The sequence below is a fragment of the Archangium sp. genome, from assembly GCF_057119385.1.
On the sequence record NZ_DBNGVP010000060.1, the window covers coordinates 78,820 to 103,840 of the forward strand.

At 69.5% G+C, this 25,021-nt stretch carries 26 protein-coding genes; 14 read left to right on the forward strand and 12 right to left on the reverse strand.

Annotation, left to right across the window (positions count from 1 at the left end; genetic code table 11):
* Window positions 1-13: 13 nt before the first annotated feature.
* Entirely contained in the window at window positions 14-1,207 is a 1,194-nt protein-coding gene (locus AC16DP_RS13230) for an MFS transporter (RefSeq protein WP_329728014.1), read from the reverse strand.
* 60 nt (window positions 1,208-1,267) lie between these two features.
* Window positions 1,268-1,615, reverse strand: a complete 348-nt coding sequence (locus AC16DP_RS13235; RefSeq protein ID WP_329728015.1) for an acetate--CoA ligase family protein — start codon at window positions 1,613-1,615, stop codon at window positions 1,268-1,270.
* A gap of 26 nt (window positions 1,616-1,641) precedes the next feature.
* Here AC16DP_RS13235 and AC16DP_RS13240 point away from each other — a divergent pair, with 26 nt between their 5' ends.
* The 10 genes from AC16DP_RS13240 (at window position 1,642) to AC16DP_RS13285 (ending at window position 12,041) form a co-directional block, all read left to right on the forward strand.
* Window positions 1,642-2,085, forward strand: coding sequence for a hypothetical protein (locus tag AC16DP_RS13240; protein ID WP_329728016.1), 444 nt, complete (start codon window positions 1,642-1,644; stop codon window positions 2,083-2,085).
* Between the two features lie 96 nt (window positions 2,086-2,181).
* Complete coding sequence (locus tag AC16DP_RS13245; protein WP_329728017.1) at window positions 2,182-3,687, forward strand: GDSL-type esterase/lipase family protein; 1,506 nt, start codon at window positions 2,182-2,184, stop codon at window positions 3,685-3,687.
* Entirely contained in the window at window positions 3,684-5,660 is a 1,977-nt protein-coding gene (locus AC16DP_RS13250; RefSeq protein ID WP_329728018.1) for a serine hydrolase domain-containing protein, read from the forward strand. The genes AC16DP_RS13245 and AC16DP_RS13250 overlap by 4 nt, the downstream gene beginning before the upstream one ends.
* 127 nt (window positions 5,661-5,787) lie before the next feature.
* Window positions 5,788-6,831, forward strand: coding sequence for a hypothetical protein (locus tag AC16DP_RS13255; protein WP_329728019.1), 1,044 nt, complete (start codon window positions 5,788-5,790; stop codon window positions 6,829-6,831).
* A gap of 148 nt (window positions 6,832-6,979) precedes the next feature.
* Complete coding sequence (locus tag AC16DP_RS13260) at window positions 6,980-7,390, forward strand: VOC family protein (RefSeq protein WP_329728020.1); 411 nt, start codon at window positions 6,980-6,982, stop codon at window positions 7,388-7,390.
* A 101-nt stretch (window positions 7,391-7,491) separates the two neighbouring features.
* Window positions 7,492-8,598 carry a glycoside hydrolase family 3 N-terminal domain-containing protein gene (locus tag AC16DP_RS13265; RefSeq protein WP_329728021.1) on the forward strand — a complete coding sequence of 369 codons (1,107 nt, stop codon included), beginning with the start codon at window positions 7,492-7,494 and terminating at the stop codon, window positions 8,596-8,598.
* A 55-nt stretch (window positions 8,599-8,653) separates the two neighbouring features.
* Window positions 8,654-9,499, forward strand: coding sequence for a hypothetical protein (locus tag AC16DP_RS13270; RefSeq protein ID WP_329728022.1), 846 nt, complete (start codon window positions 8,654-8,656; stop codon window positions 9,497-9,499).
* Entirely contained in the window at window positions 9,499-10,440 is a 942-nt protein-coding gene (locus tag AC16DP_RS13275) for a type VI immunity family protein (RefSeq protein WP_329728023.1), read from the forward strand. Before AC16DP_RS13270 ends, AC16DP_RS13275 begins: the two co-directional genes overlap by 1 nt.
* A gap of 85 nt (window positions 10,441-10,525) precedes the next feature.
* Complete coding sequence (locus AC16DP_RS13280) at window positions 10,526-11,035, forward strand: hypothetical protein (RefSeq protein ID WP_329728024.1); 510 nt, start codon at window positions 10,526-10,528, stop codon at window positions 11,033-11,035.
* Between the two features lie 154 nt (window positions 11,036-11,189).
* Window positions 11,190-12,041, forward strand: coding sequence for a DUF3396 domain-containing protein (locus AC16DP_RS13285; RefSeq protein WP_329728048.1), 852 nt, complete (start codon window positions 11,190-11,192; stop codon window positions 12,039-12,041).
* A 3-nt stretch (window positions 12,042-12,044) separates the two neighbouring features.
* Here the strand turns inward: AC16DP_RS13285 and AC16DP_RS13290 are convergent, their stop codons facing one another.
* Genes AC16DP_RS13290 through AC16DP_RS13310 form a run of 5 tightly spaced genes read right to left on the reverse strand, consistent with a single transcriptional unit; the run spans window position 12,045 to window position 16,313 of the window.
* On the reverse strand, window positions 12,045-13,673 hold the full coding sequence (locus AC16DP_RS13290) for a sigma-54-dependent Fis family transcriptional regulator (RefSeq protein ID WP_329728025.1): 1,629 nt from the start codon (window positions 13,671-13,673) through the stop codon (window positions 12,045-12,047).
* Between the two features lie 53 nt (window positions 13,674-13,726).
* A complete protein-coding gene (locus tag AC16DP_RS13295) occupies window positions 13,727-14,479 on the reverse strand; it encodes a cell division cycle protein 123 family protein (RefSeq protein WP_329728026.1) in 753 nt (250 codons plus the stop codon).
* A 25-nt stretch (window positions 14,480-14,504) separates the two neighbouring features.
* Window positions 14,505-14,981: an SMI1/KNR4 family protein gene (locus tag AC16DP_RS13300; RefSeq protein ID WP_329728027.1), complete on the reverse strand. Its 477-nt coding sequence runs from the start codon at window positions 14,979-14,981 to the stop codon at window positions 14,505-14,507.
* A 39-nt stretch (window positions 14,982-15,020) separates the two neighbouring features.
* Window positions 15,021-15,863: an HNH endonuclease gene (locus AC16DP_RS13305; protein WP_329728028.1), complete on the reverse strand. Its 843-nt coding sequence runs from the start codon at window positions 15,861-15,863 to the stop codon at window positions 15,021-15,023.
* Window positions 15,864-15,917: 54 nt separating this feature from the next.
* Entirely contained in the window at window positions 15,918-16,313 is a 396-nt protein-coding gene (locus tag AC16DP_RS13310; protein ID WP_329728029.1) for a hypothetical protein, read from the reverse strand.
* A 313-nt stretch (window positions 16,314-16,626) separates the two neighbouring features.
* On the opposite strand from AC16DP_RS13310, the gene AC16DP_RS13315 reads away from it, so the two are divergent.
* A complete protein-coding gene (locus tag AC16DP_RS13315; protein ID WP_329728030.1) occupies window positions 16,627-17,088 on the forward strand; it encodes a hypothetical protein in 462 nt (153 codons plus the stop codon).
* A gap of 13 nt (window positions 17,089-17,101) precedes the next feature.
* Here the strand turns inward: AC16DP_RS13315 and AC16DP_RS13320 are convergent, their stop codons facing one another.
* From AC16DP_RS13320 to AC16DP_RS13340, 5 genes are all read right to left on the reverse strand, one after another.
* A complete protein-coding gene (locus AC16DP_RS13320; RefSeq protein ID WP_329728031.1) occupies window positions 17,102-18,226 on the reverse strand; it encodes a hypothetical protein in 1,125 nt (374 codons plus the stop codon).
* A 12-nt stretch (window positions 18,227-18,238) separates the two neighbouring features.
* Window positions 18,239-19,108 (reverse strand): hypothetical protein, encoded by an 870-nt coding sequence (locus AC16DP_RS13325; RefSeq protein ID WP_329728032.1) that lies wholly within the window; start codon window positions 19,106-19,108, stop codon window positions 18,239-18,241.
* 110 nt (window positions 19,109-19,218) lie between these two features.
* A complete protein-coding gene (locus AC16DP_RS13330; protein ID WP_329728049.1) occupies window positions 19,219-19,659 on the reverse strand; it encodes a type III secretion system chaperone in 441 nt (146 codons plus the stop codon).
* Between the two features lie 77 nt (window positions 19,660-19,736).
* Window positions 19,737-20,684, reverse strand: a complete 948-nt coding sequence (locus tag AC16DP_RS13335; RefSeq protein ID WP_329728033.1) for a hypothetical protein — start codon at window positions 20,682-20,684, stop codon at window positions 19,737-19,739.
* 93 nt (window positions 20,685-20,777) lie between these two features.
* Window positions 20,778-21,563, reverse strand: coding sequence for a peptidoglycan recognition protein family protein (locus tag AC16DP_RS13340; RefSeq protein WP_329728034.1), 786 nt, complete (start codon window positions 21,561-21,563; stop codon window positions 20,778-20,780).
* A gap of 188 nt (window positions 21,564-21,751) precedes the next feature.
* Between AC16DP_RS13340 and AC16DP_RS13345 the strand changes: the two genes are divergently transcribed.
* Genes AC16DP_RS13345 through AC16DP_RS13355 form a run of 3 tightly spaced genes read left to right on the forward strand, consistent with a single transcriptional unit; the run spans window position 21,752 to window position 24,934 of the window.
* Entirely contained in the window at window positions 21,752-22,393 is a 642-nt protein-coding gene (locus AC16DP_RS13345; protein WP_329728035.1) for a TetR/AcrR family transcriptional regulator, read from the forward strand.
* Window positions 22,394-22,441: 48 nt separating this feature from the next.
* Window positions 22,442-23,656: a cytochrome P450 gene (locus tag AC16DP_RS13350; RefSeq protein ID WP_329728036.1), complete on the forward strand. Its 1,215-nt coding sequence runs from the start codon at window positions 22,442-22,444 to the stop codon at window positions 23,654-23,656.
* A 27-nt stretch (window positions 23,657-23,683) separates the two neighbouring features.
* The gene (locus tag AC16DP_RS13355; RefSeq protein ID WP_329728037.1) at window positions 23,684-24,934 is read left to right on the forward strand and encodes a cytochrome P450 family protein; all 1,251 of its coding nucleotides are present in this window, start codon (window positions 23,684-23,686) and stop codon (window positions 24,932-24,934) included.
* Window positions 24,935-25,021 lie beyond the last annotated feature (87 nt).

Genomic DNA, 25,021 nt, shown 5'->3' on the forward strand with positions numbered 1-25,021 from the left:
GCGCACCCGCGCCTCACTCCGCGCCCTGGACCGCCCCACTCCGCTCCCGCGCCGCGTGCCACGCCAGCGCGCCAAACGTCCCCGCCAGCGTGCTCAGCAGGCCTCCCGCCGCCAGGAACGCGCCGCTCAGTCCCACCGCGCCAATCAACGGCTGCGCGAGCAGCGGTGACACGAATTGTCCCAGGAAGAGGCTCGTCGTCAGCAGGCCCATCACCCGGCCTCGCGCGGCCTCCGGTGCCACCTCGCCCGCCCAGTTGGCCATGTTCGGCGTCAGCAAGCCCTGCCCCAGGCCCGACACCGCCAGCCCTCCCACCACCGCCGCGTACGACTGGGACATGCCCACCAGCACGTAGCCCAGCGCCATGCACGCGAAGAGCACCGCCATGATGCTCCGGTACCCGAGCACCTGCCTCACCCGCGCGTAACGCAGCGACACCACCGACCCCACCACCGTCGACACGCCCACCGCCAGTCCCGCCAGCGCCGAGGACTGCACCCCCAGCCGCCTCAGCAGGAAGGGCAGCTGCACCGGAATCAGGTAGAAGATCATCATCCCCGTCATCGCCAGCGCGTAGACCTGCCACAGCGTGCTCCACGGCAGCGCCACCTTCGCCGCTCCGCCGGCCGCCGCCCCACGCTTCACCTCCGGCTCGGGCAGGAACAGCAGGATGAGCGGGAGGACCAGGAAGGCATACAGGTAGACGGCGAACGGGGCCCGCCAATGGATGTCGGCCAGCAGGCCCCCGCCCAGCATGAACACGAAGCCACCCACGCCCATGAAGGCCGCCTGGCGCCCCAGCACCACGCCCCGCTCGGGGCCCGCGTAGTAGTCCGCGATGAGCGCCGCCGCCGTCGTCATCAGCCCTCCCACCGCCAGCCCCAGCAGCGCCCGGCACACCAGGATGAGCGGCAGCGACGTGAGCACTCCCGGCAGCGAGCCCGCCACGCCATACAGCGCCACCGCCGCCACCAGCAGGCGCTTGCGGCCGAAGCGGTCGATCAACACCCCCGCCAGCGGCGCCCCCATCGCGGTGAACAGCGCCGGCAGCGACACCACCAGCCGCACCCACAGGTCAATCCCTGGCACCCACTCGAAGGCCATCCGCAGCCGCGGCAGCGAGGGCGAGATGGCGGCGCTCGCCATGATCGTCATCATGCTCACGAGCAACAGCGTGAGCAGACGCAAGGCCGGGTGGGGGGTGCGCATCCCGGGTTTCTAGCCCGACGCTTCCCCTCGACTCCAGACCCCCCCGGGCACCTCCCCGGCTCAGAGCTCCTTCACCGCCTTCACCACGTTGTCACCCACACTCCCCGAGTGGATGATTTGAAACCCAGGGTTGCGGCAGATGAGCATCGGATGGGGCGGATGACCACCGGCTCCCCCTCCTTCATCCTCCACCGCTCCACGTACTTCACCGGGTACGGGTGGATGGCCAGCCGCGGCAGCTCCTCCTCCTCCACCTCCGGGCCGTGGCGCGTCCAGCTTCCCCCGGATGGCCTCGAAGGCCTCGCGCACCTCCCGCGCCGTCCCCAGGTTCAGCTTCACCCCGCCCACCTCCGACTTGTGGGTAATCCGATGCGAGTGCAGCTTGAGCACCACCGCAGTGGAGCGCACGGGACATCGGGTAGGCTTGCGCCGCCATGGCTCGCCGCAAACAGTCCGATGAGGCCACCGCCCGCGTCCGCAACCTGATCGCCCTCGACGCCGCCAACATCATGCGCCGGCTCGAGGCCCGCCGCGGGGAGATGTTCGTCCTCTTCTCCCGCCTGCGCAGCCGCGAGCCCATGCTCAGCACCCTCTCCACCCGCTACGCCTCGGCCACCTTCCACGAGCTCGTCCACCTGCCCGTCCTCGAGCAGTCCGTCGTGGACCACTTCTACGAGTGTCTCGACACGCTCCGCTGGTACTTCACCTATACCGAGGACATGCCCAGCACGGCGCAGCAGACCTTCAACACGCTGCACCGCCGCCTGGAAGAGGCCCACCGCAAGCTCGTCGCGACACTCGGCCACCCCGTGTCTCCCGATGGCACCACCGTGGTGGAGGGCGAGGTGCTGCGCCGCACGGACAAGGCGCTTCCCTGAAGCGAGTGAGCAGCCGAGCGACAGGCTGCTACGTGCCCCGGCTTCTCGGCCGGTTCCTGTCTCGGTGGGAGTCTTTCGTCTAGAGTTCCCCGCCGCATGTTCCAAGCTTCTCGTGGCAGGCGGTGGGCGGTCGTCCTCCTCGTTCCCTTCCTCCTCGGTGCCCTCCTGTGGGCGTCGTCCTGGTCAGCTCCCGCGGACCCACCGGCTCCCCGCCACGCCCGTGCTCCGCGCGCCCCTCGTCCCGCCGCCTCGCCCGAGAAGTCCCTCCGGCTCGCCCAGGCCTCCGCTCCCGCCCAGGCCGCCCCGGCTCCTTCCGCCCCGGCTCCCGCCGTCAGCCGCGCGCTGCCTCCGCCTTCTCCCCGAGCCCTCAAGCTGTACCAGCTCGGCAAGAAGCTCGGCGTCCACGAGCCCCACCTCGAGGACCCCTGTGTCGCGCCCGCCGGCACCACCTGCGCCCGCACCGCGCTCTCCCCCTTCTTCGAGTCCCTCGACGCGCTCTCCTCCCGCGCGGCCTCCTCCCCCACCGTCATCTCCGCGTTCGGCAACTCGCTGATCGCCGGTGATCGCATCGTGGACGTCATCCGCGAGGAGCTCGGCGCCACCTTCGGAGACGGTGGGCGCGGCGTGCTCGCCGTGGACCGGCTCGCGGCCTATGGGCCCCGCGTCCGCGCCGGTTTCGCTCGCGGCGGTTGGGAGCCTCGCACCCTGGGCGAGCTCAAGCTCGCCGAGCTCCCCTTCGGCATCACCGGCATCTACCACCGCTCCACCACCACGAAGGCCAGCAGCCGCTTCGCGCTCGACCGTGAGCCGCGGGGTACCCTGTGGTGGCTCGACGTGCCTCGCGCCGGCCGCCTCTCCGTCCACGCCGATGGTCAGGAGCTCGCCCGCGCCGAGCCCCAGGGCTCCGGTCAGGCCCAGGCCCTCTCCTTCGACATCCCCGAGGGCGCCCGTCACCTGGAGGTCGTCGCCGAGGGCCGTGGCGCCACGGTGCTCGGCGTCGTGTTGCAGCACCAGCGTCCCGGCATCGTGCTCGACACGCTGGGCGTGCCCTCCGCCGACGCCAACCTCTTCCTGCGTGCCCGCGAGGACATCTTCCGCGCCCAGCTCGCCGAGCGCTCCCCGCGCCTGCTCCTGTTCATCCTCGGCGGCAACGAGGCCAAGCGTCTCGAGTGGGGCCGCTCCAAGCTCACCGAGGTCGAGGAGGGACTGCGCACCTTCGTCCGCCGCTCGCGCGCCGCCGCTCCCGGCAGCGCCTGCCTCGTGGTGGGCCCCATCGACGCCGTGCGCGGCGGCAACGGCCCGAGCAAGCTCGTCCAGCGGCCCTACCTCGACGAGGTCATCTCCATCGAGCGGCAGATCGCCCTCTCCGAGGGCTGCGCCTTCTTCGACATCTTCTCCGCCATGGGCGGCTCCGGCTCGCTGGCCCGCTTCGTCCAGGCCGGGCTCGTCCACGAGGACCTCGTCCACCCGCGCGGCCATGGGCTCGACATCCTCGGCCAGCTCATCACGGATGCGCTGCTGCGCTCCTGGGTGGACGCCGCGGACCCGCGCCGCCAGGCCGCGCTCGCCCCGCCGCTCCAGGCCTCCGAGGAGGCGCGGTGAGAGCACTCCTCGCCGCCCTCCTCCTCCTCTGCTTCACCGCGCCACTTCCGGCCCCGGCCCGCGCTCGCCCCGCCGCCGCAGCGGCCCGGGAGAAGGACGCGCCCTTTCCTCCCGAGGTACAGCGCGCGCTGGATGCGCTCGTGCGCGCCGAGCTCGCCAAGGGGCCCTACGCCGGGCTCTCGGTGGGCGTGCTCCACGGCGGCATGCGCTGGGTGCGGGGCTATGGCCTGCGGGACCTCGCGCACAAGCTGCCCGCCACGCCCCGGACGACGTACCGCATGGCCTCCATCACCAAGTCCTTCACCGCCGTGGCGGTGATGCAGCTCGTGCAGGAGGGCAAGCTCGAGCTCGACACGGACGCGCGCACCTGGGTGCCCCAGTACCCCGAGAAGCCCTGGACGTTCACCGTCCGCCAGCTGCTCGGCCACCTCGGTGGCGTGCCCCACTACGACGGGCCCGAGGCCGCGGAGAACACCCAGCCGCTCGACACCGCGGGCGCCCTCGCCCTCTTCGCCGACAAGCCGCTCGCCGCCGAGCCCGGCACCCAATTCGTCTACACCACCTGGGGCTACAACCTGCTCGGCGCCGCCGTGGAGAAGGCCTCGGGCCAGGGGTACGGCCGCTACCTGAAGGCCCACGTCTTCGGCCCCGCCGGCATGCGCCACGCCGCGCTGGATGACCCGCGCACCCGCGACAAGCAACACGCCGTGGGCTACCGCCCGCACCGGGGACAGCTCGTCCCCTCGCACTTCCTGGATGTCTCCAGCCGCTTCGCCGGCGGTGGCACCCGCGCCTCCGTGGAGGACCTGCTCGCCTTCGGCCAGGCCATCCTCCAGCACAAGCTGGTGCCCCTGGAGACCGCGCGGATGATGCAGTTCTCGCAGAGCACCCGCGAGGGCCAGCTCACCGACTACGGCCTGGGCTTCGCCACCTACCCGCTGCGCGGCCACTACATGGTGGCCCACGCCGGAGGCCAGCCGGAGACCACCTCGCTGCTGGTGATGCTGCCCGCCGAGGACGTCGTCATCGCGATCGCCAGCAACCTGGAGGGCGAGGCGAAGCGGCAGCGGCGCATCTCCACCCGCATCCTCGAGACGCTGCTGGAGGACGGGCTCGTCCGCCGCGACGCGCACCTGGTGGACCCGGTGGATGCCGTGGTGCACGAGGGGCTCGCCCGGCTCTTCACCTACGGACTCTCGTACCACCTGTGGGCCACCCGTGGCCCCGGCGTGCTCCCCGAGCCGGGGGACATGTCCGAGGCCTTCACCCGCGTGTCCGCGCTGCTCGACCGGGCCACCCTCGCGCAGGACCCCGAGGCCGCGCTGCGGCGCGTGCGCGAGGCCCACCAGCCCCGCGAGGGCTCGCTGCTCATCCGCGTGGGCGCGCACATGGCCCTGACGCTGGAGAAGACCTTCGGCCCCGACAAGCTCCGCGAGTACCCCCAGCGTGGCCCGCTCGCCTTCTTCACCGACTACCTCTCCGCCTGCGAGCAGGTGCCCTGTCCCGCTCCGCTGCGCTTCAGCGAGCCGCTCCAGAAGGACGGGCGGCACTTCGACGAGGTGTGGCAACGCGCGCAGGTGTCCGAGCTGCGGCGCGTCCGGCTGGACGAGGTGAAGGACCCCGAGGCGCTCTGGCCCGCAGTGGAGCTGGCCACCGCCAACACCTCCCTGCACCCGGACTACGTGGACGAGATGGTCCGCATCGCGGGCCTGCTCGGCAAGCGCGGCAGGAAGGAGGAGCAGCTGCGCTGGCTGGAGCGCGCCGTGGCCCTGCATCCGCGGTCGGCGCCGGCCCGCGAGGCGCTCGCCAAGGTGAAGGCCCCCGGGACGGAGACACCGGAGCTGCCCGCCGCCACCGCGCCCCGCCGCGCCACCGATGGCAGCAGCCCCGTGCCCGATGACGCCGGACTCCTGCCCGCCGCGCGCCCCGCGCCGCAACCGTCCCAGGAACGCGCCGCGGACCAGGGGGGCTGACCCGCCGGGGAGCCCGAAACTGGCCCCTGTTCTTGACTTTTCATATTTCGCGAAATCTTATCTCACCGGACTCCGGGTGAAAGCCGTTCGACCTGGAGTCCATCCCCCCTGCGATAAGGAAGAGCGAATGACGTCGTTCCCCCGATGGAGCCCCCTGCTGACCTCGGCCCTGGCCCTGAACATGATGGCGGGATGTGGTGGTGGAGCTGTCGAGCCCTCCAGCGCGAAGCATGCGGAGGGCGTGTATGGCGAGTACCAGGCCGCGGCCCAGGGCCGCATCACCTTCGAGGTGCAGACGCTGCAGTCGGGCGCGCTGCGCGAGGTGGCGGAGCAGCCGGTGAACGCGCTGGTGGGCGTACCGGACTCGCACCTGCGCATGAGCTTCCGCGGCACGGACATCACCTCGCTGAGCCTGGAGCAGGGCCGTCCGGCCGGTGACGAGTGGGCCGCCCCGGTGAGCCTGAAGACGTTCGACACGCTGGGCCACCCGGTGGACACGGGCAGCTACCGGCTGCTGGCGGTGCGCACGGCGCTCGACGGCGTGCGCTCCGAGCACCGCGCGCTGGAGGTGTGCTGGACGGCGGACCGCTACTGCCTGGTGATGGACCCGGTGGTGCAGAACCTGGAGACGCTCGCGGACACGCGGCGCCGGCTGGTGGCCGAGGGCTGGGCCCCGGTGGAGCAGCTCGTAGCGGCCCCGAAGCCCTCGGGCGTGGCGGCGCTGGCGGGCGTCTGCACGCTGAACTCGGCCATCACCAGCACCACGAAGTCCAGGAGCTACCCGGGCTACAAGGTGACGTACAAGAACCTGTACGGCATCACCGTGGTGGAGAAGACGGTGGGCGCCCAGCAGGTGGGCATCTCCTGTTACAAGAACAGCGCGGGCGCGTGCGTGAGCTCGGGCTTCGGCTACAGCAACGCGTCCAGCTGCTGGGCCAACGTCGGCTTCTCGTGTGACTGCGAGAACACGGGCAACCTGGTGGGCGCCTCCGCCGACGGCGCGGCCACCAAGGCCTGGTCCGAGACGCGCTGTGCCCATCAGGCCATCCTCACCGCCTCGGCCGCCTTCACCCTCCAGGGCTCGGGTGCCAGCTTCAACGTGAACTGGCAGACCTCGGGCTCCGTCGACAGCAACGGCGGGCAGATGTACGACGCGTGCTCGTGGCACTGAGCCCCCGGCGCGGCCGCTTCAATCCCTGACACCGCGCCCATGACAGTCCCCTCGCCCCACCACCCCTCTCCCTCCGGGAGAGGGACGGGGTGAGGGTATCCGTCCCCGTCCTCCTTCCCCGTGCCCCCACTCGGAGCCACTAACGACCATGCTCGAGCTGCGTGCCTGCATCGATGTCGAGGACCTGGACAAGGCCATCGCGTTCTACACCCAGACGCTCGGATTGAAGCCCGGGCGCCGGAATGGATCCGAGTGGGCAGAGCTGCTCGGAGCCACCTCGCCCATCGACCTGCTCGCCCGGCCGGCCGGGAGCCCGTCCAGCCCCGGGGCCTCCTCCGTGCGCGACTACCGCCGGCACTGGACCTCCGTCCACCTCGACTTCACCGTCACCGACCTCGACGCCGTCGTCCAGCGCGCCCGCGCCGCGGGGGCCTCGCTCGATCGCGACATCCAGGAGCGCAAGTGGGGACGCATGGCCAACCTCGCCGACCCCTTCGGCAATGGCTTCTGCCTCCTCGAGTTCCGCGGCCGCGGCTACGACGAGGTCGTCGGCTCCTGAACGCAGCCCGCCCGCCCGCTGTGCTCGCGGCCTGACGTGCCATCGGGCTCCGGTGAATCCGTTCGGGCCAGCGGGTCCTCTCCATGGAAGACTGCGCCGCCATGCGAGCCGTGCTTCGCTCATCGCTCATCCTCCTGACGCTTGTGCTGTCCACCGCCGCCGGTGCGAACCCTCCGGCTGGCAAGCCCAAGGCCTTCCACGCCCGCGTCCCCGATGAGGCGCGGGTGGAGCGTGTCCTCCAATCCCTGTCCCCGCGCGAGAAGGTGGGGCAGCTGCTCCTCGCCTATCCGCAGGTGGGCAAGGAGAACCCCGTGGAGGTAGGCGGGGTGCTCTTCGTGGGCGGCACGCTCCGCAAGCTCGACGCCGCGAAGGAGCGCATCCGCTCCTCCAGCGCGCGCGCGAGGATTCCTCCCTTCTTCGCGGTGGACATCGAGGGCGGTGGCTTCAACCGGCTCAAGGCGCACCCCTCGCTCAAGGGGCTCCCGCTGGCCCGGGAGATGGCCGTGATGGAGGACGCCGAGGTGGAGGCGTGGGGCGTGCGCGTCGGCAAGGCGATGCGCGAGGTGGGGCTCAACATGAACCTCGCGCCCGTGTTCGACGTGTCCCCCAAGGGCCACATGTTCCGCAACGGGCGCGCGTTCTCCGGGGACCCCGAGGTGGTGAAGCAGAAGGCCACCGCCTTCGCGCGTGGCCTGGCGAAGGCCGGCGTCGTCTCCATCGGCAAACACTTCCCGGGTTATGGGGACCTCGACGCGGACTCGGACCACGAGCAGGCCGTCGCCGATTGGGACGAGGAGCGCGTGCGCCTGGAGGCGGCGGCGTTCCGTGCCGCGGACCGGTACCTGGGCGGGGTGATGCTGTCGAACGTCGTGTACGCGAAGCTCGGAGCGGGGCCGGCCATCCTCGAGCCCGCGCTCGTCTCCATGGCGCACGAGAACGGGTGGATCTCCGTCACCGACGACGTGGCCATCCGCGCGCTCGCCGAGCGCATCGGCGCCGAGCGTGAGGAAGTGGTGCGCCGGGCCTTCCTCGCGGGCAATGATCTCATCCTCACCACCGAGCCGCCGGACTGGTCGGGCGGGCTGGACTACTTCGGCATCCTGACGAAGCTGGCCGGGTCGGAGCCGAAGATGGCCGAGCAGCTGGACGCGGCGGTGCGGCGCGTGCTGCGCATCAAGGACCGGATGGGCCTGCTGGACGGCATGTAGCGAGCCTTCCGGTTTCTTGAGCCCGACGGAGGTTCGGACTGAAGTGCCGGAGTCCATGGCACTGAATTCGAACCCGGTAGCGCCTCACCGGAGCGCCCGTTGGCGGCTCGCGCGCCTGCTGCTGACCAGCCTCCTGCTCGGCGCCTGCGCCACCCGTCCCGGGCATCCTGGCGCTGCGCCTCGCGGAGACTTGCGGCTCGATTCGGAGACCGTCGCCCGCATGCGTTACGCGGGCCTCGTGCGCGGCACGGGTACGGCGGTCTCCTCCACCACGCTGGCCGTGGGCGCCACGCTCGCGCTGGCCACGCCGGTGGTCCTGGCTGTGTACCACCACAACCGGGACAAGGTGCTCGAGCTACAGGAGAGCCTCGCGGAGTGCGCCCGGATGGCCGAGCATCGGGTCAATTCCGATCACTTCGGCGACCGGCCACCCACGCGGGAAGAGTGTGGCGAGGAGTTGGAGGTAGACGGCTGCGCCGAGCCCATCACCCGGGCCATGCTCCTGGGCAGGCAGAAGCACGACCTCGCCCTCGCCTGCGCTCGCGACGTCCTCACCCGGCTCTGGCCCGCCCCCTTCAGCATCGAGCAGCGTTACCGCTACTACCGGGCCAGCAAGATTGTCGCGACCATCAGCCGAGAGAAGGAGCAACAGCTCATCGAGCAGCGTTGTACCGAAGACCTGTGGGGCAGCATCAAGCCCGATATCGTCCTCCATTCGGACTACAACCTGCTCCAGGCCGCCATCATCATCGATCTCAAGTTTCCCTGCCCCCCGTCCAAACCTCCAACTTGGAGGAGATACGGCCCGAAGAGCGCATACCCCAACTCGACTCAAGGGGAAGTCTATAAAAAGGCACTGGGTGGAGAGGTCGTGCTCCTCACTCCAGACGGATATTACTGATGAACCAGCACCTGCCCATCCTTAGAGTGCAGACAGCCAGGGGCTACCCGGTGGCCCGTGACGGCATCGTCATCTGTTTCTTCATGCACCGTTCTCATGGTGCCGTGGCACACGCGCTATGGCGAGCCCTACAGACCTACCGCCGAGCCATCCTTCCCCAGGCCCTGAGTTGGTACGCCGATGACAACGGGGACTGGCAACCACTCGACGAGAAGGGCTGGAAACACATTCGAGAGGAGATCCTCGAACGACGATGGCCGGCGGCTTGTCACATTGACCTGGAGGAGCACTGCGATGCTCCAAGCGGCTACAACTTCGAATACGACGGACTCTGGCTCGACGCTCCGCTGTTCTACGATCAGGACACCACCTGCGCCGTGACCTTCACCCTACCCACTGAATACATGGTGGAGCACGGCCCCGCCCACGTGCGTGCCCTCGCCCTCGAGCTCGCGCGCGAGCTGCCCTTCAGCTTCGGCTATGCCAGCTTCGCACTCGTCGCACCCGACGGGCGATGGTTCGCGGCCCCCAACACCATCGGCGCGCTGCGAGACCGCTATCCTGGCCTGGACATCTATAAGCTCCGGGAGACCAGCAAGGACATCGGTACCAACGCCCGGGGTGCCTACTGGCTCACCTTCCTCGGTCTGCCCCTGCTCGGCCGGCTCGGTGGGCTCGAGGTCCTCCGGCGGCGCCTGCCCTTCCCGGAGGTCTCCCTTCAAACCCTGCCGCCCCTCGAGGGCGAGCGCGTGCTCGTCACCCTCAGCGAGTGGCCCGAGGCCATCGACACCGAGCAGCACGAGCGCCCTTCCCCTCAACTCCTCGCCCTCGGCCACCTGCTCGAACCCCACCTCCACGAGGAGCGCTCCAACTGGTTCTACTTCCTCAACAATAATGACAGACAGGACATGCGCCGGTGGATCCGCCGCTTCTGTCCCTGAGCCTCCCCCACGGGCTCACCGCTTGCGGCGGCGCGTCTAGCGCTAGCACCCAACGCGCAAAAAGGCCGGAACGGGAGACCCGCAGATGACACTGAGTCCCAACCCGATCTCTCCACGCCCGAACTCCTCCAAGCGGCTCACGCGCGTGCTGCTGACCAGCCTCCTGCTCGGCGCCTGCGCCACCCGTCCCGGGCATCCTGGCGCTGCGCCCCGCGGAGACTTGCGGCTCGACTCGGAGACCGTCGCCCGCATGCGTTACGCGGGCCTCGTGCGCGGCACGGGCACGGCGGTCTCCTCCTCCACGCTGGCCGTGGGCGCTACGCTCGTGCTGGCCACGCCGGTGGTCCTGGCTGTGTACCACCACAACCGGGACAAGGTGGTCGAGCTACAGGAGAGCCTCGCGGAGTGCGCCCGGATGGCTGAGCATCGGGTCAACTCCGACCACTTCGGCAACCGGCCTCCCACGCGGGAAGAGTGTGGCGAGGAGTTGGAGGTGGACGGCTCGCGCTCATCATCGACCTCAAGTTTCCTTGCCCCTCATCCAAAGATCCGACGTGGCGCTCGTATGACAAGAGAAGTGCTTATGACGGATTGACCCAAGGGCAGGTCTATCAACAAGCACTGGACGGCAAGGTCTTCATGCTCACACCAAGAGGGTTCTTTTGATGAAGGAGCACATTCCCCATATCCGGGTACGAGCGGACAATGGGTTCCTGGTGGCTCAAGATGGCCTCATTCTCTGCTTCTTCATGCGCCGCTCCCACCAGGAGGTTGCTCCTCTTGCGTGGAGGGCCCTGCAAACGTATCTGCGGGCCATCCCGCCTGGGGCTCTGAGCGGGTACGTCGCTTGCGAGGGGGGACTGCTGCCTCTCGACGAGGAGGGATGGGAAGACATCCGTCAGGACATGCTCGAACGCCCCTGTCCGGTCTCTCGCAGCGTCTATCTACGGGAGCACGTCGAGCAGGTGGGCAGTTACAACTTCGAGTATTACGGCCGCCGGCTCGATGCGCCCATATTCGCCCGCGACGAGTACTCCACCAGCGCCGTGAGCTTCACCTTCCCCACGGGGTACCTGATGGAGCATGGCCCTACCCGCATTCGAGCCCTCGCCCTCGAGCTCGCTCACGAGCTGCCCTTCAGCTTCGGCTACGCCAGCCCCGTTCTCGTCGCGCCCGACTATGGGTGGTACGCAGCTCGCGGCGCGGTTCGAGCACTACGAGACCGCTACCCGGGATTGGATGTCTACGACCTCGAGGAGACCAGCCGGCGCCTCGGAACCCGTGCCCGCGGCGTCTATTGGCTCACCTTCCTCGGCCAGCCGCTGCTCGGCCAGCTCGGCGGGCTCGAGAGCCTGCGGCAGCGGCTTCCCTTCCCGGAAGTGTCCTTCCATTCGCTGGATGATGAGCGTGCACTCCTCACCCTCAACGAATGGCCCGACGCCATCGACACCGAGCAGGAGCCCATTCCACCCCAGTTCCCCGCCCTCGCCCGTCTGCTCGAGCCGTTCATGTACGAGCAGGAGGTCACCGGCTGGTTCTTCCACGATGACAAGGAGGGGATGGAGGACATGCGCCGGTGGATCCGCCGCTTCTGTCCCTGAGCCTCACCGTTTCCGTCGGCGTGTCTCCCGCTCGTAGCTCTTGAGCTTGCGGTACAGCGTGGTCGCGCCGATGTCCAGCTCCTGTGCGGTGCGCGTCCGGTTGCCCCCGTTGTGTGCGAGCACCGCGAGGATGTACTCGCGCTCCACCGCCTCCAGCGTGCGCACCCCTCCCGTCAGCGCCGGCACCGGCAGCGCCGCCCGCACGTCCTCGGGCAGGTCCTCCAGCTCCACCCGCGCCCCCCTCGAGAGCGCCACCACCCGCTCCATCGCGTTGCGCAGCTCGCGCACGTTCCCCGGCCAGTCGTAGCGCTGCAGCTGGTCCGCCACCTCCGCCTCCAGCCCCGGCGCCGAGCGCCCCAGCTGTCTCGCCGCGTCCACCAGGAACACCCGCGCCAGCGGGAGGATGTCCTCGCGCCGCTCCCGCAGTGGCGGCACCGTCAGCTCCACCACGCGCAACCGGTAGTACAGGTCCTTTCGGAAGCGCCCCGCCGCTACCTCCTCGGCCAGTGGCCGGTTCGTCGCCGCCACCACCCGCACGTCGATGGGCCGGTGCGTGTTCTCCCCCACCCGCCGCACCTCCCGCTCCTGCAGCGCCCGCAGCAGCTTCGCCTGCATGCCGAGCGGCATCTCCCCAATCTCATCCAGGAAGAGCGTCCCGCCCGCCGCCGCCTCCAGCAGCCCCACCCGCTCGTGCGTCGCCCCCGTGAAGGCCCCTCGCGCATGGCCGAACAGCTCCGCCTCCAACAGCGACTCGGTGAGCGCCGCGCAGCTGATGGCCACCAGCGGCCCTCCCGCTCGCGCCGACTCCTCGTGCACCAGCCTCGCCACGCGCTCCTTGCCCGTGCCGCTCTCGCCAATGACGAGCACCGTCGCCTCGCTCCTCGCCGCCCGCCGGGCCAGGTCCACCACCCGCCTCATCCCCGGGCTGCGCGCCACCAGCCCTCCCGGCCCCTCCGGCTCGCCCACCACCTGCTCCAGCGCCCTCGTCCGCGCGCGCAGCTTGCGCTCCGTGCGCTTGAGAGCGCTCGCCACCTGGTGCAGCGAGGCGTCCAGCGCCTCCCCCTGGAAGTACGGCAGGTGCTCCTCCAGCTGGCTCCCCCACTCCTCCAGCGTCCGGCCGGCGAAGTGGCAGGCCGCATCCCCCCTCGCCACGCACCGGTCCTCCAGCACGTAGATGGGCCGGCCCGTCACCCGGCTCATGTAGCCGCTGGCGAAGCCACACTGCGTCCAGCACGAGGGCGCCTCCGCCCGCCCCAGGTGCAGCAGGTGCTGCTCCGCTTCATACGAGTACTCGACCGTGGCCCCACCGGGCCCCATCGGATTGTTCTCCTCCGGCCGGACGCGGATCAGCCCCTGCAGCGTGTGGATGAGCGCCCCGGCCGCCTGCCACTCGGCCTCGCCGCTCAACGGGAAGCCGGTGCGCAGCGCCTCCGCCATGCGCCAGCCGTGGGCGAAGCCGAAGCGTGTCAGCACCGCCCTCGCGCCCGTGAGGCCCAGCATCTCCACCAGCTGCTTGCGCATCATCCCCATCGCCACCGCGTCGAGGATGAGCGCCCGCTCGCCCGCGAAGCGCACACCCTCCCGCGGGTCCACCTCTAGCAACGTCTCGATGCTCAGGTCCCTGGCTCGCATGGGTGCCCCTTTCATTTTGGAAGAATGGCCGTGCCCCATGCCAGACGAACCACTCAGTGGCTCAAACGGATACGAGCGATCTCACCGGTCGCGGTGCGCACCCGCAGGGTGTCGTCCATATCCTGCGCGCTCCAGGAAAAGAGGCAGGGGTCCGTCGGAGCGCCATACGGGTTGAGTTCGAGCAACGTGACCGGCCCGTCGCCACCGCGTGGGATGACCAGATCGAAAACGGCTGTCGTCACGTGGCTCCGCGCGGTGAGGAGCGGGAAGAACGTGAGGATCCTCTCTCTCAAGCACTCCAGCGTCTCCTTGGCGTCCAACCCTTCGAAATGGCTGTCATGGTGATACTGCGACACGCCCACCCGCTGCCCCTCCCGGATGAAACAGCGGAACTCCGACTCGGGAGGGATGTCGCACCACCGCCTGAGGAAGATCCACGGGGTATAGGCTGCCCTGAGGCACCGTCGGAGCTCGAAGGCGATTCGCTCGGAACCGTTGGTCAGCAGGTGCACGGCTTGTGCGCCGTTGAAGGCCCGGTTGCGCATCAGCATGCTGGCCAGCGTGTCCTTCGGGCTGCGCGAGCCCAAACGGACGAAGGCGCCTTGGGGAAACCGCTGGAGCGCATCGTCCAAGCGCGCCGTCAACCCCTCGAGGGCCTCCGGGCTGCTCCTTTGGAAGCAATGACCATGGATGCCATTCAGCCTCCCCAGGGCATGGACTTCCGCCCACGAGAGCCGCAGTCCCTGTTGCTCGAAGGACAACCCCGCCAGTCCCTCCGGCCAGTTCTCCAGCCAGGTCTCGGACAAGCCGGCGAGTGGGGCGGGAAACATGTCAGCGGAGCTTGTAGAGGAGGAGTTCCTGGAAGCTGTCAGCGATCACTCCCACGTTCGCATCACCGGGTATCTCGCCCTCCTCCACCTCCCAGTCCTTGACCCAGAACAACACCTTGCCCGTCATCGGGCCCGAGTGGGCCAGCAGGATGAGGTTGCCACCCGGATCATAGGCGATGGCGAGGGTGTCCGCGGGAATACGTCCCTTGAACACCACCGTGTTGTAGTCCAGGAAGTTGGCCTTCTCGCCTTCGTAGATGGAGAGCAGCCGGGAGATTTCGGAAGTCCTCCAATCCTGTCCGCACTCCTGGTCACTCCGCCACGAGATGTCGAACCCGGCCGGCACGGGCCGCCCTCCGTTGTATTCCAGCATGAAGCTGCGGTAGTCCGCCGGGAACGTGACGCCGAGCTGGCGTTCCACGGCGGCGAGCTTCTCTCCCGGCAGTGGGCCTTCGGGTCTCACCAGCTTGATCTTCATTTCCGCGCGCCTTCCCGGACGGAGTCGTCCTGTCGCACATCAGTAGGTCGGGTCCTTCGCCAGCGAAACACCGCCGGAATGAGGGACATTGCCGTGCAGATCGGAGGGAACGAGCTCCATGGTGGTGCCGTCCTTGTCATGGTGCCACGTCCATTTGCCCGGCAGGTCATCTTCGTGGAAGTCACCCACTCCCAACTTCTCCTTCATGGCCTTCCTTGCCCGTTGGAAATCAGCCGCGCGGTCACCGTTCGGGCTCAGCTCGATCTCGACCCGGGCATCGACGGTCCTTCCATCAGGTGACCTGGCCTTGTAGGTGTACTCCGAGAGATGGGGATAGCCCTCCTCGAACTTGATGGGCTTCCCACCGGTCACCGATTCGATCCTGGCGACCTTGTCCTGATGGAGACCCGACTTGCTCGGATCCCAATCCCCGTGGCCCCGCTCGCCATGGACCCAGCCTTCCTTGGGGCTCTGGGTTGCAAACCGGTTGCCCCCCACCGGGCAGCCCTCGATGACGGCGTCCTGGATCTGCTTTCCCTTCTCCGCGGCCCGTTTGGCGCGGATGGCCGCCGCGTCCTTCTTGAGTGCCTGGGTGAGGACCTGCCGGGCCCGGAGCGCGTTGTCCGCGATTCGCTTCCTCAGGTGCAGGATGCGCCTGGCGGCCCGGGTCCCCTTCACGGATTTGCCGATCGCGTCACCCGCGTAGGGCAGCATGGAGATCAGCGAGAGCCCCGCGCCAATCCAATCGCCTTGCGCCGCACTCCGTGCGAGACCAATGGCGTCGCTGATCGGGGTCGGATCGACGATACCGATCGCATCGATCGCCACATCCTTCAACACCTCCTCCAGCTCTTTTCCCAACCTGGCGGCGTCAGCCTCCAAGGTACGGAGCTGCTCCTGGACCTCGGGACTCCGGGCTGAGCTTCCCATGGCACCTCAGTCGGGGGGTTGAAGTTCGGGAAACCAGGTCTGACGGTGCAGGCTGCCGGCAACTTCGTCCCAGACCTTCTGCGAGGTGCGTGCGAACACCTCGTCCCATCTGCGTTCGGGTGGAATCCGGACGTCCTCCAATACGGAGCGGATGGCCGGGTGGCGGTAGAACTCCGGCCCCACCTCGAACATGACCAGGACGAAGCCCGCGATGTCCTCCGGCCGAGCCAACCCGAACCCCCGAGCCCGGCTGATTCCGCCTGAGATCATCTCCATCAGGATGTCGTCGGGAAGGCCGTCGACCAGGGACCGATAGTCGCTCCGGACCACCCGAAGGAGCGCCTGAGGGAGCATCCCGTTCAACATCCGCCTGAGTTGCTCGCCACCGATTTTCAGGGTCACGGGCGCACGCTCCTCGAAGGAGGAAAGCGCGAAAGAGGTTAGTCGGTGTCCGGCTCCAACCCCCCACGGACTCAGAGCCCATCGCTTGCTCCCAACGGTCCCATGCCTTGCAATGAACAGTCCGGAAGAGCGCACCGGGACGGCTCGCCCTCCACAGCCGCGCTCGACATGCCCCCAAGGGGACCCTTTCATTTTGGAAGAAGGGTCATTCGTTTCGACCGGTGCGTCCAGCCCCCCTGCTCCCAAGTCCTCGGATTCCGTGGCCCCCTGGAATGGCCCGGAGTTTGCTGGGTTGTGCAGCCAGGAGGACCCCATGTCGTTCAAACGGGAGACGTTGGAGGACGGCTCGGTCCGGCTGTCGAGCGAGCGGTGCAGCTTCACCTATCACCGGCCGCGCCCGGGCGTGGTGTTCATGCGCATCGTGGGCAACGACAAGGGCGAGTTCGGCACCGCCCCCATGGACGAGCTGCGCGAGGACATCAGCCGCTACGCCCCCATCGAGCTGTTCATCGAGATGGATGAGCTCACCGGCGCCAACCTGCCCGTGCAGGAGGCGTGGACCGCGTGGTTCAGCACGTACCGCCCGGCCCTCAAGAGCGTGAGCATCCTCACGCGCAGCAAGTTCATGCACTTCACCGCCGAGGTGGTGAAGTTCTTCTCCCGCACCGGTGAGCTCATCCGCGTCTACCTCGAGTCGCAGCCCTTCGAGGAGGCGCTGAAGCGCGCGGCGCCCGACTTCCCGGGGCTCGAGGCCGCACGGAAGCTCGGGCCATAATCACGACCCGGAGTCACACCACGCGGCCCCGCATCACATCCACCAGCCACTGCCAGTAGGGCGTGAGGGGATAGCGGAAGGCCACCAGCGCGCCCACCAGCGCCCAGCCCCAGGCCGCCCACCAGAGGCGCGGAGCCGGTGCGGCCGGCGCGGGCCGCTCGGCCGCGAGCACCAGGGCGGGCACCACCAGCGGCAGCACGTGCCAGTAGCCGTGCGAGCGGTCCATGAGGGCCACCAGCGCTCCCGCCACCCCGCAGAGCGCGGACCACACGTACCGGTGACGCAGCAGGTACCCGGACACCCCGAGCGCCAGGAGGAGGAAGGCCGGCGGCGAGGACTTGCCGCGCAGCAGGTGCGAGACGTGCACGGGGTTGTCGGCGGGAATGGTCTCCAGCGTGCCGGAGAGGGCCGCCGCGCTGGCCGCCGCGGTGAGCACGAGCCCCACCGCCACCGCCCCCGACGCGAGCGCCCTGCCCCGCCCGGCGCGCCACGCCGCGAGCAGCGCCCAGAGTCCCACCGGAGCGAACACCAGCGCGCGGAAGTGCACGGCCGCGCACAGGCCCAGCAGCACCACCGCGGTGGCGGCCCGCCCCTCGCGCAGCGCCAGGAGCGCCGCCGTGCCCACGAGCACGTACGCCACGTCGTAGAAGCCGTTGGCCCCCGAGCCCACGAGCCCGGGCAGCAGGAGCAGCGCGCCCCCGGCGAGGGCCCACCGCCCATGCGGCCGCAGCAGCACGAGCCCCAGCACCCCGGCGGCCACCGCCACCGCGAGCCACTGGAGCGTCATCAGCCGGTGCGCCGTCGTGGGCGCGAGGTCCCCCCTGCGCTCCAGCCAGCCCAGCGGCCAGTGCAGGAGCATCCCGAGTGGCGGATACGGCGCGGTGCGGTCGGGAAACAGGCCTTCGTGCGCGGGGCAGGGGAACAGGCCGTGCGCGGCCTCGCCATACGGCTGCCGGTAGATGGCGAAGCCCCGCTCCACGAGCGCCTGCGACTCGGCCATGTGCCGCAGGTGGTCCGTGTAGTGATTCGAGAGCTCTCCCGCCGGCGAAGCCAGGAGCGCCTGCGCGCCCAGCAGCCCCAGCACGAGCAGGGCCACGAGGGCGGTATTGCGGGAGGGCCTGGGCAGCGAGCGCGCCATGGCCCCTCCCTATCAGAAGGCGCAGAAGTACAGGGCCTCGGTGTCCTGGTGGAGGAGCTCGGCCTTGTCGCCGCGCCGCACGGCCACCGTGAAGACGTGCCCCTCGTAGCGGCGGGTGCCGAGCACCACCACCACCGGCCCCTCCTTGCCCAGCTGGAAGGCCGCCTCGGGGCGCGGCACGCCCACCGCGTCCTTGCCGTAGAGGTTCAGCGGCGTCTGCTCACTGCCCTCCATCTCCCCCTTGGACATGGAGTCCGTGCCCACCTTCTTGCCCCCCAGCAGCACGGTGAGCTGTCCGCGCAGCTTGCCCGTCTTCGTCAGCAGGAAGCCGAGCCCCCCGGCCTCGTAGGCCCGCACATCCTTGCTCGCCGCCTTCTTGCCCTTGGGCAGCGGGGCGCCCAGCGTGTTCGCCGGAACCTCCTTCACCGGCAGCGCGGCGAGTCCCTCGGTGCCGCCGGGCGGGAGCACCCAGACGGGGCCCTCGGGCAGCGGCTTCGAGGAGGAGAAGCCGGCCAGGGTGGCCACGTTCCCGTCACACCCGTAGAGCTCGTCCGAGGTGCCCAGGTAGGTGCCCTCGCTCGCCCCCTCGGAGGAGACGAGCCGCACCTTCGTCCCCGCGGGGACGGACTTCCACACGTCGGTGAAGAGCACCACCTGGGCCTTCGGGTGCCTGGGCGTCCAGTACGCCCGGGTCTTCTCCACCTCGGGCTTCACCGTGGCGAAGCCCAGCCACCCGGGCAGCCCCTGCCAGCGCGCCTCCGGCAGGGAAGCGGGAGCCTTGGCCGCCGGGGCCGCCGCCGGCGCCTGCGCCCGAGGCGCCGGAGCCTGGCTCCCATCCGCGAGCGCCACCACCACGAGAACGACGAGAGAGAAGGTGTTCATAGGGGCCGGCAGCCTAACCGCACGGAGCGCCGATATGCCCGCTCTTCCCGTGCGTTACGGGCTCCAACGAGCTCCCAGGCCGGTGGGGGACAGCCGCACCGCGGCGTGACTCAGCGCTTCTCCAGCTCCTCGGGGTGGAAGACGCGCGAGGCCACGCGGTCCAACACCTCGTCACCCCAGACGACGCTCGCCTTCGCCAGCCGCTTCATGTCCTTGGCGAAGGCATTCCCGTCCGGCACCTGCGTGTAGTCGCGGCTCAGGAAGAGGCCCCGGTTCTCCCGCTCGTAGTCCACGGTGCCACCGCCGGTGTCCGTGCCCTCCCGCGCCTCGGCCTGGAAGCCCTCCAGCACGCCCGGCTTCGGCGGCTCCTTGAAGCGGTACACGAGCGCGCTGCACTCCAGCGTCTTCGTGTCCTCGTGGTACTCGAAGTACACCTGCGCCGGGCCCACGGTGATGCCGCCGAAGCCCTGCTCGTTGAGGCCCGGGCTCAGCACCGCCCCCTGCGAGCGCGCGTACCAGCGCAACAGCTCCCGCGCCGACTCGCGCGTCATCACGCCCCCGCTCACAGGCGGAGGCGGGGCCATTCCCACCGCGGACAGAATCCACTGCAACATGGCGCGAGGCTCCGTCAGTTGAACTGGCCGGCGCGGGCCTTGTCGAAGTCCACGCGCTGCGGCAGGTACGCATCGCCCAGGCCGTGCGTGCCCGAGATGCCCGAGCCGTGCTCGAAGCGGTGGATGACGGCGCCCTTGCCGCCGTTGCGCGCCCACTCGTCCACGCCCGAGCCGTTGCCCTGGCCGAACCACGTGGGGACGATGTCCTTGTTGTTGACGTAGTGCACGTACTGGGGGCCGTCCGGGAAGTTCGCCGCGGCGCCACCGAAGGTCTCCACCTGCACCTTGCTCAGCAGCTTCTCCACGTCCGCCTTGGACATCCCATCTTCGATGCGCAGCCGGTTGGCCACGTCATTGAGGGCGCGGCTCGTCACCAGGGCGCCCTGGCTGTGGGCGAACAGGTGCACCCCGCGCCCGGCCTTCAGCTCCGAGTAGACGGTGTCCGCCATGGAGTCCACGGCCGGGTTGGTGCCCTTGTCCAGCTTGTCCTTCACGCACTGGGCGAGGTCCGCCACCATGCCCTCGGTGGCGTTGTGGATGCCGACGACCTTGGCCCCGGTCTTGTCGGCGATCGCCTGCATGCTGTTGAACTGCTGGTCCTTCGTGTTGGAGATGCCGTTGACGTAGATGAACGTCTCGGTGGGGTTGGGGTTGTTGCGCGGGGTGACGCCGGGGATGTCCTTCAGCGGCGTGCCCGGGGGGAACGTCTGGCCGCCCGCGCCCACCAGGTGCCCGTCGTACACGCGGTCCGGCTTCGAGCCGCCCAGCAGCTGGTTGTTCAGCGACCGGAGCTTGTTGGAGGCCTTGTCCTCGAAGCCGTCCACGAACTGGCCCACGCGCTGGGTGGTGTCGGCCACCTTGTCGGTGACCGTGTTGGCCACCTGCTGCGTCTTCTCGACGGCGTTCTGCGCGCCAGTGCGCACGGTGTTGAAGAGGTTACGGCCGCGCTCGATGATGCTCATGGGGGCTCCGGCGGAAGGGCTCGGGAAAATCCGTTGAGGGATTATCGCGATCAGGAGGGCGGGAGTTGCGTTCCGGGCCCCTGACGCCTCGCGTCACACGGCCGCGTCGATGGCGCGGCGGACGCGGGCCCAGTCGAAGTTGTCGGCCGGGTCCGTCTTGCGGCCCGGGGCCACGTCCCGGTGCCCGAGGATGTTCTCCCGGGGCACCATGTAGCGCCGGGCCAGGTACGGCACCAGTTGCTCCAGCGCCTGGTACTGCGCCTCGGTGAAGGGCGTCTGGCCGGTGCCGTCGTTGGTGATTTCGATGCCGATGGAGCGCGCGTTGACGCTGGGCTCCGTCTGGCCATGCAGCGACGAGCGGCCCGCGTGCCACGCCACCATGCTGTCCGGCACGAGCTGGTAGACGGTGCCATCGGGGCCCACGAGGTAGTGCGCGCTCACCCGGTTGGAGCCGCGCACCCAGCGCAGTGTGGCGAGGTCCACCCGGGCGCTGTTGGTGGAGGTGTGGTGCAGGACGATGGCGTCGATGGGCACGCCCCGGCGGGACTCCTGGTTCCGCGAGGGCTTGGACACCACGGGGGGCTTCTTCACGGGCACCAGCGCCTTGAGGAGCGCGGCGCGCGTCCGGGGCCCGTACTCGCCGTCCTGGGTGAGCCGCCAGTCCTTCTGGAAGCGTGTGAGGGCCAGCTTCGTCTTCGGCCCGAAGTCCCCGTCCGCCTTGCCGCTCAGGTACCCGAGCTGGAGCAGCACGGACTGGAGCCGCGACACGTCCGGGCCCCGGGCGCCCTCGGACAGCGGGCCCTCGGGGAGCGGCGGGGTTCCAGAGGAGGAGGCGGCGCTGCCCGAGGCGCCCAGAGCGGAGGCATTCGACGTGGCCATACCGGGGATTATCGCCCCCGGCCCGACCCCGCCGCCCTCCGGGCCCGGCCGGACCTCCAGTAGCCAACACCTCCTCGCGACAGAGGGACGCTCTGTCGTCTCCCGGACGTCCGGCGGGGCCCCTGACCGCCCTTCCGCCTGGTCCCGTTGGACGGTCCTTTCCGGATTTCGTATGTTGGTTCAACTTCATGAACGCGCGCTCAACCAGCCCCCGGAGCAAGCCCCAGTCCATGCGGATGCGGATGAAGGAGGAGGCGCGGGCCGCCATCCTCGACGCCGCCGAGCAGGTGCTGGCCGAGCAGGGACAGGCCGCGCGCATGGACGACATCGCCGCGCGCGTGGGCGTCTCCGTGGGGACGCTCTACAACTACTTCGAGGACCGGCAGCAGCTCCTCACGGCCCTGCGGGAGCAGCGCGGGCGCGAGCTGCTGGCCCTGCTCGACGCGGAGCTGGAGCGCACCCTCCCGCTGCCCTACCGCGCGCGGCTGCACGGCTTCCTGCGCTGCATCCTCGAGTACTCCCAGACGCACTTCCGGCTGTTCTCCCTGCTGCTGGAGGACTCGGTGCGGCGCGATGCCTCCCGGGAGGAGGAGCTGGAGCGCCACCTGGCCATGTGGCGCGAAGCCGCCCTGCGCCTCGAGCACCTCGGCCAACAAGGCATCCGGGAAGGCGCCCTCCGGCCCGAGGATGCCCCCCACTACCCCGCGCTGTTGCTGGACATGATGCACGGCCTCGTCGTGCGCCAGCTCCTCGCGAAGCAGCCCGCGCCCTCAGACGAGCTGCTCGCGCCCCTGCTGCGGTGCTTCCTGGAAGGCGCCGCCCCGCGCTGAGCCGCCCCCCCTTCTTCGCCTCTGCCGTTCCCCCCAAAGGAGCAGTCCATGAGCCTGCTGGAGAAGTTCGACGTCCTCAACCCCGAGGTCATCAACAACCCCTACCCGTACTTCACCGAGCTGCGCGAGAAGGCGCCCCTCTTCTGGCTCGAGAGCCTCCAGGCCCACGCCGTCAGCCGCTACGAGGACGTGGCGTACATCCTGAAGAACCCCGCCCTGTTCTCCTCCGTGGACATCCGCGTCAACGGCCGGCTGGCCTCGGAGCGCTCCCCCCTGGATGGCTCGGTGTCCAACCTGGTCAACTCGGATCCGCCCATCCACACGCGGCTGCGCGGCCTGGTCAGCCGGGCCTTCCTGCCCAAGCGCATCTCCGAGATGGAGCCCCGCGTGCTCGAGCTGTCCCGGAGCTTCGTCGCGGAGATGACCGCCCGTGACGAGTTCGACTTCATGGACGGGCTGGCCTCGCCCCTGCCCGTCACCGTCATCTCGGAGATGCTCGGCATCGAGGTGTCCCGGCGCCGTGACTTCAAGCGCTGGAGCGACTCGCTCATCCACTCGGGCGCCCAGACGCTGCGCGACGGCAAGCCCCCGGAGGAGGCCGTCCGCAACGCCAGGGAGATGAGCGACTACATGGCGGAGATCGCCGAGAAGCGCCGCCTCGAGCCCAGGGGAGACCTCATCTCCCTGCTCGTGCAGAGCAGTGACGGCGTGGAGGCCCTGAGCCCCCAGGAGGTGAACTCCTTCGCCATCATCCTGCTCATCGCCGGCAACGAGACGACCACGAACCTGCTGGGCAACTCGCTCCTCTCGCTCATCCGCAACCCGGAGCAGTACGAGTGGCTGCGGCGCAACCCCACGCGCGAGGCCTGCGCCCGGGTGGCCGAGGAGACGCTGCGCTACGACTCGCCCGTGCTGGGGCTGATGCGCCGCACCACGCAGGAGGTGGAGCTGAGCGGCGGAAAGCTGCCCGCGGAGTCCACGGTGGTGGTGCTGGTGGGGTCCGCCAACCATGACCCGCGCAAGTTCGCCAACCCCGAGCGTTTCGACCCCCAGCGCGACACCCACGGCCTGATGTCGTTCGGCCACGGCATCCACTTCTGCCTGGGCGCCCCGCTCACGCGCCTGGAGGCCCCCGTGGCGCTCGAGGAGCTGATGGAGCGCGCCCCGCGGCTGGGCTTCGCCTCCCGCCAGCCCGAGCGCATCGACTACGGCCAGTCGTTCTTCCTGCGCGGGCCCCGCTCGCTCTGGCTGAGCAAGAACTGAAGCGTCCACACCCCGGAGAACACACCGATGACTCCTGAAATCAACCTCGAGACCCGGGAGATCCGGGCCAACCCGTACCCCACCTACGCCCGCTTGCGGAAGGAGTCACCGGTCGTTCTCTACAAGCACCCCATCTTCGGGAAGACCTACTACCTCACGCGCTACAACGACATCGTGAGCTCCTTCACGGACCCCCGGCTCGCCAACGACCGCCGCAACGTCCTGGAGGGCAAGAAGGATCCCATGGACCGCTGGTGGGTGCCCAAGCTGTTCCGGATCCTCCAGAACAACATGCTCTCCAAAGACGCGCCGGATCACCGCCGCCTGCGGGACCTGGTGCACAAGGGCTTCACCCCCCGGCGGGTCGAGGAGATGAAGCAGACGGTGGAGAAGATCGTGGGCGAGCTGCTCGACACGGCCCAGAAGAAGCCGGCCGTGGACCTGCTCGCCGACTTCGCGCTCCCCCTGCCCCTGACGGTCATCTCGGAGATGATGGGCGTGCCCGACGAGGACCGGCTGACGTTCCACCGGCAGATGGGCGGCCTGCTGGACAACCTCACCACCCCCGCGGGGTTCCTGCTCCAGACGCCCAACGCCTTCAACATGATGCGCTTCTTCCGCAAGCTCATCCGCCTGCGCCAGACGGAGCCCCGGGATGACCTGCTCACGGCGCTCGTGCAGGCGGAGGAGCAGGGAGAGCGTCTCAGCGAGGACGAGCTCATCTCCATGATCTTCCTGCTGCTGCTGGCGGGGCACGAGACCACGGTCAACCTGATTGGCAATGGGACGCTGGCGCTGCTGCAGCACCCGGAGCAGCTCCAGAAGCTGCGCGACAATCCCGAGCTGATCGGCTCCGCGGTCGAGGAGCTGCTGCGCTACGGCAACCCCGTGGACCAGCCCTCGCCCCGCTACGCCCGGGAGGACATCCAGCTGGAGGGGCACGTGATTCCGAAGGGCGCCACGGTGATGTGCCTGCTGGCCTCGGCGAACCGAGATGAGTCGGTGTTCGAGAACGCGGACACGCTCGACATCACCCGCAAGCCCAACCGCCACGTGGCCTTTGGCATGGGCGTGCACTACTGCCTGGGGGCGCCCCTGGCGCGGCTGGAGGGAACCATTGCCCTCCAGCACCTGGTGCGGCGCTTCCCGGACATGAAGCTCGCCGTGCCCGCGGAGCAGCTGCGCTGGCGCGGCTCCATCGGGCTGCGGGGACTCAAGGCCCTGCCGCTGCTCCTGTCACCGTTCGGAGCCCCGGCCGCCGTGCGCGAGGCCGCCTAGCCGCGTTCCCCCCTGGATGGCGGAGCGGCGGGTTGGGTTCCCGCCGCTTCCAGTAGAGGTTGCCCGCCGCCTCCCAGGGGGGCGGTC

Coding starts and splice junctions, on each gene's coding strand:
- AC16DP_RS13230 (WP_329728014.1), bottom strand. CDS start 1,207: ATGCGCACCCCCCACCCGGCCTTGCGTCTGCTCACGCTGTTGCTCGTG.
- AC16DP_RS13240 (WP_329728016.1), top strand. CDS start 1,642: ATGGCTCGCCGCAAACAGTCCGATGAGGCCACCGCCCGCGTCCGCAAC.
- AC16DP_RS13245 (WP_329728017.1), top strand. CDS start 2,182: ATGTTCCAAGCTTCTCGTGGCAGGCGGTGGGCGGTCGTCCTCCTCGTT.
- AC16DP_RS13255 (WP_329728019.1), top strand. CDS start 5,788: ATGACGTCGTTCCCCCGATGGAGCCCCCTGCTGACCTCGGCCCTGGCC.
- AC16DP_RS13260 (WP_329728020.1), top strand. CDS start 6,980: ATGCTCGAGCTGCGTGCCTGCATCGATGTCGAGGACCTGGACAAGGCC.
- AC16DP_RS13265 (WP_329728021.1), top strand. CDS start 7,492: ATGCGAGCCGTGCTTCGCTCATCGCTCATCCTCCTGACGCTTGTGCTG.
- AC16DP_RS13270 (WP_329728022.1), top strand. CDS start 8,654: ATGGCACTGAATTCGAACCCGGTAGCGCCTCACCGGAGCGCCCGTTGG.
- AC16DP_RS13275 (WP_329728023.1), top strand. CDS start 9,499: ATGAACCAGCACCTGCCCATCCTTAGAGTGCAGACAGCCAGGGGCTAC.
- AC16DP_RS13280 (WP_329728024.1), top strand. CDS start 10,526: ATGACACTGAGTCCCAACCCGATCTCTCCACGCCCGAACTCCTCCAAG.
- AC16DP_RS13285 (WP_329728048.1), top strand. CDS start 11,190: ATGCGCCGCTCCCACCAGGAGGTTGCTCCTCTTGCGTGGAGGGCCCTG.
- AC16DP_RS13290 (WP_329728025.1), bottom strand. CDS start 13,673: ATGCGAGCCAGGGACCTGAGCATCGAGACGTTGCTAGAGGTGGACCCG.
- AC16DP_RS13300 (WP_329728027.1), bottom strand. CDS start 14,981: ATGAAGATCAAGCTGGTGAGACCCGAAGGCCCACTGCCGGGAGAGAAG.
- AC16DP_RS13315 (WP_329728030.1), top strand. CDS start 16,627: ATGTCGTTCAAACGGGAGACGTTGGAGGACGGCTCGGTCCGGCTGTCG.
- AC16DP_RS13320 (WP_329728031.1), bottom strand. CDS start 18,226: ATGGCGCGCTCGCTGCCCAGGCCCTCCCGCAATACCGCCCTCGTGGCC.
- AC16DP_RS13325 (WP_329728032.1), bottom strand. CDS start 19,108: ATGAACACCTTCTCTCTCGTCGTTCTCGTGGTGGTGGCGCTCGCGGAT.
- AC16DP_RS13330 (WP_329728049.1), bottom strand. CDS start 19,659: ATGACGCGCGAGTCGGCGCGGGAGCTGTTGCGCTGGTACGCGCGCTCG.
- AC16DP_RS13335 (WP_329728033.1), bottom strand. CDS start 20,684: ATGAGCATCATCGAGCGCGGCCGTAACCTCTTCAACACCGTGCGCACT.
- AC16DP_RS13340 (WP_329728034.1), bottom strand. CDS start 21,563: ATGGCCACGTCGAATGCCTCCGCTCTGGGCGCCTCGGGCAGCGCCGCC.
- AC16DP_RS13345 (WP_329728035.1), top strand. CDS start 21,752: ATGAACGCGCGCTCAACCAGCCCCCGGAGCAAGCCCCAGTCCATGCGG.
- AC16DP_RS13350 (WP_329728036.1), top strand. CDS start 22,442: ATGAGCCTGCTGGAGAAGTTCGACGTCCTCAACCCCGAGGTCATCAAC.
- AC16DP_RS13355 (WP_329728037.1), top strand. CDS start 23,684: ATGACTCCTGAAATCAACCTCGAGACCCGGGAGATCCGGGCCAACCCG.